Annotated in this window: 11 protein-coding genes and 1 pseudogene; 6 read left to right on the forward strand and 6 right to left on the reverse strand. The window is 27.6% G+C overall.

The genetic code is table 11. The annotated features are described in order from the left end of the window. Positions 1-34: 34 nt before the first annotated feature. From PSOL_RS02940 to PSOL_RS02950, 3 genes are read right to left on the reverse strand one after another with little or no spacing between them, the layout of a single operon-like run. A complete protein-coding gene (locus PSOL_RS02940; RefSeq protein ID WP_349401876.1) occupies positions 35-1,501 on the reverse strand; it encodes an ABC transporter permease subunit in 1,467 nt (488 codons plus the stop codon). Beyond that, a complete protein-coding gene (locus tag PSOL_RS02945; RefSeq protein ID WP_349401877.1) occupies positions 1,494-1,718 on the reverse strand; it encodes a hypothetical protein in 225 nt (74 codons plus the stop codon). The genes PSOL_RS02940 and PSOL_RS02945 overlap by 8 nt, the downstream gene beginning before the upstream one ends. A 53-nt stretch (positions 1,719-1,771) precedes the next feature. Beyond that, a complete protein-coding gene (locus tag PSOL_RS02950) occupies positions 1,772-2,080 on the reverse strand; it encodes an AAA family ATPase (protein WP_349402220.1) in 309 nt (102 codons plus the stop codon). A gap of 581 nt (positions 2,081-2,661) precedes the next feature. Between PSOL_RS02950 and ltrA the strand changes: the two genes are divergently transcribed. Continuing rightward, on the forward strand, positions 2,662-4,407 hold the full coding sequence (gene ltrA / locus PSOL_RS02955) for a group II intron reverse transcriptase/maturase (protein WP_349401878.1): 1,746 nt from the start codon (positions 2,662-2,664) through the stop codon (positions 4,405-4,407). A 140-nt stretch (positions 4,408-4,547) separates the two neighbouring features. Here ltrA and PSOL_RS02960 read toward each other — a convergent pair whose 3' ends face one another. Beyond that, positions 4,548-5,042: an ATP-binding cassette domain-containing protein gene (locus PSOL_RS02960; protein WP_349402221.1), complete on the reverse strand. Its 495-nt coding sequence runs from the start codon at positions 5,040-5,042 to the stop codon at positions 4,548-4,550. Between the two features lie 177 nt (positions 5,043-5,219). Between PSOL_RS02960 and PSOL_RS02965 the strand changes: the two genes are divergently transcribed. The 5 genes and pseudogenes from PSOL_RS02965 to PSOL_RS02985 all read left to right on the forward strand — a co-directional run. Next, positions 5,220-5,675, forward strand: coding sequence for an NUDIX domain-containing protein (locus PSOL_RS02965; RefSeq protein ID WP_349402222.1), 456 nt, complete (start codon positions 5,220-5,222; stop codon positions 5,673-5,675). A 141-nt stretch (positions 5,676-5,816) separates the two neighbouring features. Beyond that, positions 5,817-7,109: a phosphopyruvate hydratase gene (gene eno / locus PSOL_RS02970; RefSeq protein WP_349401879.1), complete on the forward strand. Its 1,293-nt coding sequence runs from the start codon at positions 5,817-5,819 to the stop codon at positions 7,107-7,109. 33 nt (positions 7,110-7,142) lie between these two features. Further along, positions 7,143-8,672 (forward strand): 2,3-bisphosphoglycerate-independent phosphoglycerate mutase, encoded by a 1,530-nt coding sequence (gene gpmI, locus PSOL_RS02975; protein WP_349401880.1) that lies wholly within the window; start codon positions 7,143-7,145, stop codon positions 8,670-8,672. 31 nt (positions 8,673-8,703) lie between these two features. Then, entirely contained in the window at positions 8,704-10,053 is a 1,350-nt protein-coding gene (gene pyk, locus PSOL_RS02980) for a pyruvate kinase (RefSeq protein ID WP_349401881.1), read from the forward strand. 174 nt (positions 10,054-10,227) lie between these two features. Continuing rightward, positions 10,228-10,404, forward strand: a pseudogene (locus PSOL_RS02985) (sigma-70 family RNA polymerase sigma factor); the annotation flags it as partial. Between the two features lie 306 nt (positions 10,405-10,710). Here PSOL_RS02985 and PSOL_RS02990 read toward each other — a convergent pair. Both PSOL_RS02990 and PSOL_RS02995 read right to left on the reverse strand, forming a co-directional pair. Further along, entirely contained in the window at positions 10,711-11,691 is a 981-nt protein-coding gene (locus tag PSOL_RS02990; RefSeq protein WP_349401882.1) for a hypothetical protein, read from the reverse strand. Between the two features lie 189 nt (positions 11,692-11,880). Next, positions 11,881-13,014 carry a hypothetical protein gene (locus tag PSOL_RS02995; RefSeq protein WP_349401883.1) on the reverse strand — a complete coding sequence of 378 codons (1,134 nt, stop codon included), beginning with the start codon at positions 13,012-13,014 and terminating at the stop codon, positions 11,881-11,883. Positions 13,015-13,385 lie beyond the last annotated feature (371 nt).

A 13,385-nucleotide genomic window follows, 5' to 3' on the forward strand; every position in this document is an offset into this window, starting at 1 on the left:
TACCCCAAAAAAACTGAACCGAAAAATAATAACATTAAATTTTATTTTTTATGCTATTTTGTTTAATTATATATTTAGTAATACCAACTAAAATTAAATAAATAACACTTACAATAAAGAAAGGAGTTATAATATCAAAATTAATAGACATATCTTGTTCTGCTTTCCATATAAGTGTAGTTAAACCAATAATGGAAAATAGAGCAGTATCTTTAATGTTAATAATAAATTGTTGCAAAATATAAGGATAAGTTGTTTTTAAAGCTTGTTCAAAAATAATATAACGAAAAATTTGTTTTGAATTCATTCCTAAAGAAGCTGCTGCTTCAATTTGACCTTGATTTATTAATTCAATATTACGCATCATAATGTTAGTTAAATTCGCCATAGTAATTAATGAAATTACAGTAAAAGCAGCATATACAGATCTTAACACAACGTTATTGTTAAAACTACCTGTTTTAATAAAAATTTTATAAACTATTAAACCTTGAACAGCGATTGGAACTGCATGTAAAAAATGAATTAATTTTTCTAATATAAAATTTATACTTAAATATCCAAAAAAAATTATTTTTTTACTTTTTTTTCTAAAGTTTTTGATAAAAATTTTAAATCTTACTAAAATTAAAGTAAGTAAAAAACCCGTAATTAAGCTATCAATCGCTAACATTAACGATAATAAAAAAGGTTCTTGATATTGAGGTAAAATTAACCATACTTTTTTTATGAAATTGTAATCTTTTTCTTTATTTTTTAGTTTTTGAAGTTCAAGATAATTATTTACAGCTGGTTTTAAAAAATTATTTTCATAATGTTTTGTCATCATGTCAATGTCAGATGATTTCAAGACTTCCTCTAATGCTTTTTTTAAATTTGTTTTCAAAGGAGAATCTTTTTTTGTAAAAATAGCATAATTTGGTTGTTGTAAATTTTTATCCTTTAGAAGGATATGTTTATATGGTAATATCATGGCAGCAATTTGATCTATAACACAAACATCAATTGCTTTATCGTTAAAAGAATCATATAATTTTGCAAGAGTATCACGAAATAATTCATCAGGAGAATTGAATTTAGTTTCATAATCAGGTGATTTTAATGTTTCACTATTATGATAATAAGAATTTTTTAAAGAAGAAATTATGGGTTTATAATTTGGAATTTTTTGAACTTTGGTATGATTTGGGTTTAACTGTAAATCATTTAACTTACTTTCATCACCCACGTTTAAAAACATATCATCTTGTATTAAGGCACTCACTTTGACTTTAGCAAATTCTAAAGCGTCATAATTCTCTTTGCGTTTTTCAGTTGAGTTTAGCGCACCTATCATAATATCAATTTGTCCTTCATTCAAAGCATCACTCATCCCTGAAAGAGAATCAAAATGTTTAACTACTAATTTTTTTCCTAATTTTTGAGCTAGATCTTTTGACAAAAGAATGTCACAACCACTAATATAGTGTCCTTTTTCATAATACATATTATGATTATGCATCATTATCATTACTTATATTTGTATCAGTCTTAAAAGATAAAGGCGGGATAATGCAAGCTCCTATAGTAAAGTGGTTTTTTTCTTTTTTGTATGCACTTAGAAAATATTTTTGAAAAGCAAAATAATTTCCTAAAATTAAAAAAGTAATGATAGAAATAATTTTTAATATTTTTAAATAATTTTTATTGCAATAATCTATTATCTTTTTTATATTCATAAATCACCTTTACTTTCATTTTTTAAAAAAAAATAAAACGGAAAGACAAAAAATTAAAATTCTTCAAAAAAAGCTTTTGATTTGGGATATTTATTGGTTTCAAAAATTTCTTGAGGTTCCCCTTTTTCCACTATTTTCCCTTTTTCTAAAAAACAAATTGTATTAGAAATTTTTTTGGCAAAACGCATTTCATGTGTTATAATTACCAAAGTTATTTTTTTATTGTTAGATAATTTTTGTAAAGTTTTTAAGACTTCTTGGGTAGAATCAGGATCTAATGCTGAAGTTGGTTCATCTAACAAAAGAATTTGCGGTTTCATACATAAAGCGTGGGCGCCAAAGATGCCTAAATATCGTGTTATCTAACCAATAACCAGTGCGATAAACACTGAAAGGAGATAGTCGGTCCGTTAAACGAAAGAATCATGGGTTACAGCAGACTATCAAAGCGGGTTGAGACGAAGTTAGTTAGTCAAGATGATACCGCCACCAAATTGTCCCATGGATAAGCCTGCAATGGCCTAAGAAGAAAAGCAGATGTAATTTGTTAACCTAGTACGCAAACTACCGAAACCGTATAGTCCAGAGTCTATCAATATATAACGCTTGTATTGGATAGTTTATCAACAAAAACAACCTGGAATCTCACCGACAGTCAGGAAAGACATTAAAACATAAGCGGTTACTTCACCTAAAGGACAAAGGTAGATATTTAGAGTAACTTGGAGAATCCTAAAAGCAAGTTATTTAATTAACAGGTCAAGGAATAAATGCTAAGACGCTCAAGGATAAAGAGACTTTTTAGTAGTCGGAGAAGTAAAACTTAGTTTGGAATAACTAAGATAATCGACCTCCCAAGAAGAAGGTTAACAACCCTCATAGGGCAAAAGAAGTCAGTAATTTATTATTTATTCAATGTAATCAAGAGGGGAGTTGATAAATTATGTCAACAACTGTATCACTAGAAACTAAGCTTTCGCGAACATTGAATAAGATTCAATATTGTTCCACAAACAACTATCCTTTAAAAAGGGAATTACAGCAAGGAATGAATAACTTTCATAATACGTTAACGGCGTTCAACAGAATCGCCGCAAACAAAGGTGCGGGTACACCAGGAATTGACAATAAAACCATTGACGGTATCAATTTAGGAAAACTAGAAAGATACCACAAGGAATATGTCAATAACTGTTACAATCCGAACCCTGTTAAAAGAATACTCATTCCCAAAGACAACGATAAGGTTAGACCTCTTGGAATACCTACCATAAAAGATAGGTTGATACAAAAAGGTCTCGAACAACTCTTAAATCCATACTTTGAAAAAATCTTTTCAGAATGGAGCTTTGGATTTAGAACCAAAAAATCTTGTCACGACGCAATAAAACGCGTCAGACAAAGATTTACGGGAATTGATTACATTATCAAAATTGACCTGAAAGGTTATTTTGATACTATCAACCATGAAATTCTTATGAGAACTTTAAATCAGTTCATCAAAAAGAACAAAACCCTTGCAACCATTCATAAATGGTTAAAAGCTGGATTTATGAAAGACGGTATCAAATATGAATCTTTATCTGGTTCTCCCCAAGGAGGAATTATTTCCCCTTTGTTGGCGAATGTATATTTACATTACATTGACCTTAAAATGGATGAACTAATTAAAGAAGGAACACCAATAAGGAAAGCAAACCCAGAATATGGAAAAGCATACCATCAAGGAATGCATCATAAACTGGGGATTGATAGACAAATTAACCTAAATCCAAAAACAAGAGTTGAATATATCCGATATGCCGATGATTTTATCATAGGAATTAAAGGAAAATATGACAAAGCTGAAACTATTAAAAACCAAGTGACTCAATGGCTAGAACAAGATTTAAAACTAACAATTAGTAAAAATAAATCAAAAATTGTAAAAGCCAACAAGGGCACAAGGTTTCTATCCTACATGATTAAGGTAAAACCAACCAGTAGCAAACTCACCAAGAAAACCCACAAAAAATCCCTAAACGGTCGGGTACAAATCCAAGTTCCCAAAGCAAAAGCCAAAGAATATGGATATGAATACAATTGGTTAAAAAGAGAAAAGATTAAGCATGATGAAACATTAGCAAGTAGGGACGAATTAGAAATAATACGCACTTATAAAACAATCGTATGTGGAATCATCCAATACTTTTGCTTAGCTAACAATCTAAATGCATTAACCCATCTAACCTATCTAGCTGAATATAGTTGTTTGAAAACCTTGGCAAGAAAACGGAAAACGTCACTTGCCAGAGTTCGAAAGAAATTTAGTAGAGGCTCAACTTGGGCCATCCCTTATATTAATAAAGGGAAAACCAAGTATGAATCATGGATTGTTTACTCTTGGGATAAAATCAAGAAAATGCGTAGCTATAAGGAAAATCCTGATATTACCATCAACTCATTTATATTCCAAGGCCGTACGAATCTAACCGACCGTCTTAAAGCGGAATGTTGTGAAAAGTGCGGCAAAACAACCCAACTCCACATTCATCATATTGGAACGGTCCGCAACGCGAATCGCAAAAGTATGGTGAATAAAAGTACAAAAGTGTTATGTATGGGTTGTCATCGTAAAATAACAAACCAACAAATGCATGACATCAGATTAAATAAAAAAAGTAAAAGAACAATAAGAATAAATAGCTAATCAGCCGCAAGGTGAAATTAGTTCTGGAAAGAGAGTAAATTATGGAAAGCCGTATGCTTGGAAACTTGCTCGTACGGTTTGGACGGGGGCGGATTGTAGTAGATATAATGGAAAAACAAATCCCATTATTGAGGCGCAATTCATCTATCCGTATGAGCAATAGCAACTCGTTGTTTTTGACCGTTTGATAAAACTTCTACTGGATAATTGACAAAATTTTCTAAACCAACCTCTTTTAATTTTTCTAAAGCTCTTTTTTCTGCTTGTTCACAGCTTAGTTTTAAAACTTTTGTTGGTGCCAAACAACAATTTTCTAAAACACTTCTTCCTTCAAATAAATTAAAACTTTGAAACACCATACCAACTTTAGTTCTTAATTGAGATAAAGATATATTGTTATTTAAAATATTTTGATTATCAATTAAAATAATTCCTTCATCGGGTTTTTCTAATAAATTAAGACATCTTAATAAAGTTGATTTCCCAGAACCAGAGTGCCCAATAATAGTTATAGTTTCTTTATCTTTGATTTTTAAGTTGATGTCTTTTAAAACAAATTTATCATTAAATTTTTTTGTAAACTTTTTATTTCCACTAGATAAAACATAATTATTTATAACCTTTTTCCTCTTAATATTTTTTTATATTTATATTAATAAGTAAAAATAACACAACAATATAACCACTAGAAAAAATATTGATAAAAAAATAATCTTTTCATAAATTAATCAAATATTCATTTACCATATTACAAACAATATAACATAAAAAAATATTTATGTCAACATTATTAATAAAATTATTTTGAAAAAATACGTCATGAACCTTTATTTTCACCAGGAGCTTCAATTATTGTTTACGAAAATGAAAAATATTTATTGCAATTTAGAAATGATTTTAAAATTTGGGGTCTTCATGGTGGAGCGATGGATTTAGGAGAAACAGGTAAAGAAACTGCATTAAGAGAATTAAAAGAAGAAACTAATTTAAAAGCATTAGAAATACACTCTTTTAAAACTTATTCAGGCGAAAAAATAAAAATCATTTACCCTAATGGTGATATTATTTATCCTATTGTTTTGGGTTTTGTAGTTACTGCAACAGAAGGAAAAATCAAGGCTCAAAAAACAGAAGTTAAAAGTTTAAAGTGGTTTGAAGAAAAAGATTTACCAATAGAAAAAATGATGGAAATTGACAAAATGTTTTTAAAAGAATTTATAAAAAATAAAAAAGCTAAACAATTTATTAAATTAAAATACACTGTTTAGCTTAATTTTTTGTTTTAGAGTGGTTGCTGTTTTTTTTGTTTACTTTTTTTGAGTATTAAAATATCTTTTACAGTAAAAAAAGTATTATAATATTTATTGGTTATCAAATGTGTTAGTTAAATATAAAAATAAGGAGAATTTATGCCATACATTAAAATGATAAATGCTTTGGAAATTCTAGATTCAAGAGGAAATCCAACAATTGAGGTTGAAGTAATTACTTTATCAGGAGCTAAAGGGAGATCGTTAATTCCTTCAGGTGCTTCAACCGGAGAGTATGAAGCTGTTGAATTAAGAGATTGTGATTCCAAAAGATTTTTAGGAAAAGGAGTTTTGAAAGCAGTTAAAAATGTGGTTGAAATTATTGGCCCAAATTTACAAGATATTTCTATTTTAGACCAAACTTTAATTGACCAAAACTTAATTAAACTTGATGGTACTCCTAACAAATCTAAATTAGGAGCTAACGCTATTTTAGGTGTTTCTTTAGCTTGTGCAAGGGCAGCTGCCGATTTTTTAGGGTTAGAACTTTATGAATATATCGCAGGGATTTCGCCAAAGCAAATGCCAGTTCCTATGATGAATGTAATTAATGGTGGGGTTCATGCTTCTAATAGTGTTGATTTTCAAGAGTTTATGATTTTGCCAACTGGAGCTCCTAGTTTTAAAGAAGCTTTACGTTATGGAGTTGAAGTTTTTCATCATTTAGGAAAAATTTTAAAAAACAAAGGTTTACCTACTACAGTGGGTGACGAAGGTGGATATGCTCCTAATTTAAGTTCCAACGAAGAAGCATTAAAAATTATTTTAGAAGCAATTAAAAGTGCTGGTTTTATTCCTGGTAAAGATATTTTTTTAGGGATGGATGTTGCAGCTTCTGAATTTTATGATCCAAAAAATAGAAAATATCTTTTAGCTTCAGAAAATAACAAAACTTTCACTAGCGAAGAATTAATTTCTTATTATCAAACTTTAGTCGATAAATATCCAATTCTTTCGATTGAGGACGGTCTTGACCAAAACGATTGGGATGGTTGGAAATTGTTGACTCAAAAATTAGGTGCAAAAATTCAATTAGTTGGTGATGATTTATTTGTCACAAACACTAAAAAAATAAAAGAAGGAATTGACAAAAAAATTGCCAATTCGGTTTTAATTAAGTTAAATCAAATAGGAACTTTGACAGAAACTTTAGAAGCGATTGAAATGGCTAAAATTGCCTCTTATACTGCTGTTATTTCTCATCGTAGTGGTGAGACAGAAGATACTACCATTGCTGATTTAGCTGTAGCTATGAATACTGGCCAAATTAAAACTGGTTCTTGTTCTCGTACTGACCGAATTGCTAAATACAACCAGTTATTGCGAATTGAAAAAAACATGGTTCAGCCATCTTATTTAGGACTAAAAGCTTTTTATAATTTAAAAAAATAAAAAAATTTTAAGCAATTAAGGAAAGAATTTCAAATGAATAAATTTGTTGCTTTACTGATTTTAGATGGTTTGGGTATATCAGAATCAAAAAAAAATAATTCTTTTTATTTAGCTAAAACTCCATATCTTGATTATCTTTTAAAAAATTTTTGTCACACAACACTTCAAGCTTCAGGAGAATCGGTAGGACTTCCTGAAGGGCAAATGGGCAATAGTGAAGTTGGACACTTAAATTTAGGAGCTGGAAGGGTTGTAAATCAATATTTAACACAAATTAATAAATCAATTCGCGATCAATCTTTTTTTCAAAATGAAAAATTTTTAAAAGCAATTGAACACGCCAAAAAAAATAACAGTAAAATACATTTGTTAGGGTTAATTTCTGAAGGGGGAGTGCACGCTCACTTATCTCATTTTAAAGCTTTGTTAGATTTAATGAAAAAACATCAAATGGCAGATCGAACTTATTTACATGCTTTTACCGATGGTAGAGATGATGACCCTCATTCAGGAGTTAAATATATCCAAAAAATGTTAGATTATGACTTTCAAATAGCTTCTGTCAGTGGCAGATATTTTGCTTTAGATCGTGATAATAATTGGGAACGAATTAATTTAGTTTATGATATGTTAACACTAGGTAAAGCTCCTATTGTCAATTCTTCAGTAAAAGGAGTAGAAAAATCTTATCAAAAAGGGGTAACAGATGAATTTATTAAACCTTTTATTGTCAATCTTGATGGTTTAATTAACGACAATGATAGTCTTATTTTTGTTAATTTTCGTTCTGACCGTATGATACGTTTAGCTACTGCTTTTTCCAACCCTAAAATGACTTCTTATTTTCAATCTCCTGACAAAACCCCTTTTGAAGGTAAAAAAATAATGCAAAATCTTTATACTGTTAATATGACTTTTTATTCGCAATATGTCAAAGGCGAAATTGCTTTTCAACCAACAACTTTAAAAAATATTTATGGAGAAGTTATTGCTAATCACGGCTTGCATCAGTTACGTATTGCAGAAACAGAAAAATATCCTCATGTAACTTTCTTTTTTGATGGTGGTAAAGAAGAAAATTATCCTAATATGGATAAAATTGTAATTCCTTCACCGAAAGTTAAAACTTATGATTTAAAACCAGAAATGAGTTCTTTTGAAATTACTGCTACTGCTAAAAAAGCTATTTTATCTCAAAAATATCAAACTATGATTTTAAATTTTGCAAGTCCTGATATGGTAGGACATAGCGGTTCACTTCATGCAACCATTAAAGCTGTTGAAGTAGTGGATCAATGTTTAAAAGAAGTCATTACAGCTATTTTACATATAAAAGGAATTGCTTGTGTTGTAGCTGATCATGGTAATTGCGAACAAATGACAGATTCAAAAGGAAACCCACATACAGCTCATACCACTAATTTAGTCCCTTTTATTATAGTTGGTAATAAATTTAAATTAAGAACCGGCGCTTTATCGGATGTTGCTCCTACTTTATTAGAATTACTTGACATTCCCCAACCCAAAGAAATGACAGGAACTAGTTTGATTGTCAAAGATTAAAATAAAACTAAAAACAAAGGATTTAAAAAGAATGAATAAAAGTAAAATGGTATGTACTTTAGGACCTGCTTGTCAAAGTAAAGAAATTTTAAAACAATTAATTAAAAACGGACTTAATGTTGCTCGTTTTAATTTTTCTCATGCAGATTATAAAAATAGCGAAAAAACTTTAAAAATAATTCAAGAAATTAATCAAGAATTAAATACTTATGTAGCTACTATGTTAGATACTAAAGGACCTGAAATTAGAACTCATGCTTTTGATGGAGAGGTTCAAGTTGAAAAAGATTCTAAAGTAAGGATTGTTTTTGATAAGATAATAGGCACCAAAGAAAAATTTTCGGTTAGTTATTATGAGCTTTTTGATGATGTTCAAGTTGGTGATTTTGTTTTTGTAGATGATGGTTATTTATCTTTAGAAATAATTGAAAAAGATAAACAAAATCGTCAATTAGTAACGCGCGCCAAAAATACTCATATTGTCAAATCACATCGTGGAGTTAATGTTCCTAACATCAAATTAAAAATGCCTTATATTTCTGAAAAAGATTCCCTTGATATTGCTTTTGCTTGTCAAAAAAGATATGATTTTTTAGCCCTTTCTTTTGTTAGAAGTGCTTCTGATGTTTTGGAGGTAAGAAAAATTTTAAAAGAACAACAAAATGATGATATTAAAATTATTTCTAAAATTGAAAACCAAGAAGGGGTTGATAATTTAAAAGAAATTATAGCGGTTTCTGATGGCTTAATGGTTGCTCGTGGTGATTTAGGAATTGAAGTTGCAGGTGAATTAGTGCCTTTATATCAAACTCAAATCATTCAAGAATGTCTTTATGCTGGTAAACCGGTGATTGTAGCTACTCAAATGTTAGAATCTATGCAAAGAAATCCTCGCCCCACAAAAGCTGAAATTAGTGATGTTTGGAATGCTCTTTTAGAAGGAGCTACATCTACTATGTTATCAGGTGAATCAGCTTCAGGACTTTATCCTCAAGAAGCAGTTCAATTTATGGCAAAAATTAATCATAAAACTGAAGAGTATCTTGATTATGATTTATTTTCGAGTTTTTATAATTCTAAAACTAAATCCGAATTTTTAGCTTTTAGCGTCATACAGATGGCTTTGAAAGAACAAATTCAAGCAATTGTTGTTGAAGATGATCTTCTTTATGCTTATGCCTTTGCTAAGTTTCATTCTAAAGTGCCTGTTTTTGTCAAAGTTAAAGATTTAAAATCCAGTACTGCTTTAGCCCTGAATTTTGCTAATTTTCCTTTTGTCACTCAAGAAGAATTAACTACCAAATTAAACATTTTAAAAAATGACATCAAAAATGATTTAGCGATTGCTTTTATTAAAAAAGATACTTTAACTTTAATTTAAATTTAAATGTCAAAAAAGAAGATTGCTAGAAGAAAATGCACTGTTCCAAAACTTTAGACACTTTTTATTTTTTAAAAATTCTTTAAGACTAACTATTAAGTTAGTCTTTTTTTGTTTTAAAGACTAAAAAATAATTTCATATCTTTTCTAAAAACGTTTTTAGAAAGGATTAAAATGTTAAGACAAAAATTATTTAAAGATTTTTTAAAAAATAAAAAGAATTTAGAGGCCCGCAATCAATTAATTGAACTTCATTATCCGTTAGCAAAAAAATTATCAAACAAATTTAATTTCTATCCGCGAGTTTTGACTAAAGAGGATTTATACCAGGAAGGGATTTTAGGTAATATTTAAAAAAAATATCTTTTGAAACTAGCAAATTTAAAAAAGTTTAGACATTTTTTATTTGTAATTTTAATAATTTGTTTGTTTGAAAAGATATGAAATTATCTACTTATTTTTAAGTCTTAAAGAGTAATTTTTAAATAAAAAAATGTCCAAAAAAACGGAACAGCGCAAAACTACGTAAACATTCTTACTTATGTTTTTGTCAAATTAAAAACTAAAATATTTAGATTTTTTTCAACTAAATAATAATTTTAAACTTATCACTTATTTAAATATTAAAAAAACAGCAGATTCAATAAAATCTGCTGTTTAAAATTTATCTTCATAATAAAGGGTTCTTTTTTCTCCTGTTTGTTTGGCGTATAAATCAATTTTTTGAATTCTTTTAATTTTACGAGTTTTCCAAAACAAACCTTTATATTGATATTTATAATAAGGAAATCTTAATTCTAAATCATAGTTATATAGTGAAATAGGAGCTTTAATTTGGCATTTAATAGGAAAAATAGCAACAACTTCGTTGTTATCCTTTTTTTTTAAAACAATGCTGTTAATATTTAAATAAGAAGGACTGTGATAACCCGAACCTTTTTCATAAATAAGATCAGTATAAAAGTTTTCTTGCCAAAAGTTTTGTTCTTTGGTATGGTTTTCATCTTGCCAAAAAATATACATATTTTTTGCCCCATTCCCTAAACTTTTCAAAGCATCTAAGGAATAACAATTATTGGTGTTTTTTCTTGTTCCTTCATCAAAATAAACTAATAAAAGTTTTTCTGGTAATTCATCTCTTAAACGTGAATTAAAACAAACATAAGATTGGTTAATTTGATCATTATAAACACCATAAGAAAGATTTTTAACAAAATTTAAATTATTAAATTTAGCTTTTAACCATTCTAAAGCTTTCTTATAATCACTTGTTTTCCCTAAATAGACATTATAAATCTTCATCTCTTTAATTTGGGATTCCAATTGAGGTTCAAATTTTTTGCAAATATTTAATATTTTAGTTTTATTGTTGGTATAATTAATTTTTAATAAATTAATTTTTTTTTGTGAATTTTGATGTTTATTTGCCAAAGGCTTAAAAAATTGTCTTTTTCGAACGCCTTTTAAATCTATTTTTTTTATTCGTAATTTGTTTTCTGATGGCAATAGTCTCTTCGGTAATGTTGATATCGGATCTTTAATTAGATTTTTGATAAAACCAAAAGAAATCTTATGATTTGCATCTGGGAAAGTTAAAGGATCTTTTTTTTGGGAAGATGGTTGTTTGATGAAAAACAAGCAAAAAAATATGATTGCAAAAAGAGTAAAAAAGAATACTTTAATGTGAATTATTTTTGTTTGAAAAGATGATAAAGCCACTTATTTTATTTTTATTTTCCCTTCTTTATTTATATATTTTTACTTGCTTTTGTTTATGATTATAAAAAAAAGAAAAAAAGAGATTTTTCAACCTCTTTTAAACATTTGTTAATTTTTGTAATTTATTTTTTTGGAAGAGTGAAAAAATATTCCTAATAAAACTAACAAAAGACAAATAACAAAAACAATAACAATGTAAACAATATATTTCTTATTGTGGTTTTGCTGACTAACATTATTTTTTGTTGTTTTAGAAGTTAATATCGGGCTTTCTTCTGGGGTTAATTCGTCTCCAATGTTTTGAATGTTTTTATCGATAATTTCATCACTATCATTTGTTGATGTGATATTTTCATGAATGTTTTCATCGATAATTTTATCACTATCATTTGTTGATGTGATATTTTCATGAATGTTTTCATCGATAATTTTATCACTATCATTTGTTGATGTGATATTTTCATTTGGATTAATTGTTTCAGGATTGGATGTTAAAGGTGATATTTCTAACTTTTTGTTTAAAGCTAATTCTTTAGTTGTTTCTTTTTGTTTTAATTCTTGTTTTCCATTTGTTTCAAAATATTTCTGTGCATTTTGTATAACTTTGGGAGCAATTATTTGTTTATTAATTTTATAATTAAACTGAGTTTTACCTTTGTATTTTAAAGAAACTGCTTTTGCTTTAATAATTAATTTTTCAGAATTTTTGTCAACAAAATCAATTTCGTTTAAATCTAAGTTTGGATTTAAATCAAGAATAGCTGTTTTTAAATCTTCTATTTTTGGAATTTTTCCATCAACTTGATTTAATTTTATTTCACCTAAATTTTTATTTTCAATTAAATCATTTAATTCTTGTTTGATGAAAAAAAAGAGTTCTATTTTACCTTTTATGGTTTTAGAATCTTCTTTGGCTTCAATAAGTGCTTTCCCTTCGTATTCTAAAATTTTTGGGTTAAATTCTGTTGTTTTTGTTTCAATTCTGATATTGCAATTTTTTTTTATTTTAGTGTTTTGGAACTGTGGATTTAATGTTTTAATCCTTGTTGATATTTCTTTAATGTTGGGAGTATTTTCAAAAACACCTAAATTCCTATTAATTGTGCTAATATCCATTAATTTGTCTTCAATAGTTGCTGAAACAAATTGATAATTTACGATAAACAATGTTAGTAATGAAACACTCAAAAAATACTGCCAACCTTTTTGTAAAATTTGAGGTTTGTAATGATTATTATTCAATGATTTCCTTAATATAACTTTCTAATATCTTAGCCTTTTGAAGACTGAAGATCATTATAACAATTTTAAAATAAATTTTACTTTGTTGTAATTTTTAATTTTCTTCAATTATTTTAAAATCCACTAATATTATAACTTAACCTAAATAAAAAAGAAAAACTTTTTTATTTTATGAATATCTTTTTTGAATATAATTATAATTATTTAATATTTTTAATTATTTTTTTGAGATAATTTCTCTAAAGTTAGTTGTATAATATAAATGTGATTGTCTTTTTTAAGAAAATTTTTTTTAAAAAAGATACTTAATGAATAATCAAAAAAATATTTTTAATTAATTATCATCATTTTTTCATCATAGTTTATTTTTT

The organism is Candidatus Phytoplasma solani (assembly GCF_040126175.1).
In the GTDB taxonomy this organism is placed as follows: domain Bacteria; phylum Bacillota_I; class Bacilli_A; order Acholeplasmatales; family Acholeplasmataceae; genus Phytoplasma; species Phytoplasma solani_A.

Bases quoted from the DNA above. Each gene is read 5' to 3' on its own strand.
- PSOL_RS02945 (WP_349401877.1), bottom strand. From the start codon at position 1,718: ATGAATATAAAAAAGATAATAGATTATTGCAATAAAAATTATTTAAAA.
- pyk (WP_349401881.1), top strand. From the start codon at position 8,704: ATGAATAAAAGTAAAATGGTATGTACTTTAGGACCTGCTTGTCAAAGT.
- gpmI (WP_349401880.1), top strand. From the start codon at position 7,143: ATGAATAAATTTGTTGCTTTACTGATTTTAGATGGTTTGGGTATATCA.
- PSOL_RS02940 (WP_349401876.1), bottom strand. From the start codon at position 1,501: ATGCATAATCATAATATGTATTATGAAAAAGGACACTATATTAGTGGT.
- ltrA (WP_349401878.1), top strand. From the start codon at position 2,662: ATGTCAACAACTGTATCACTAGAAACTAAGCTTTCGCGAACATTGAAT.
- eno (WP_349401879.1), top strand. From the start codon at position 5,817: ATGCCATACATTAAAATGATAAATGCTTTGGAAATTCTAGATTCAAGA.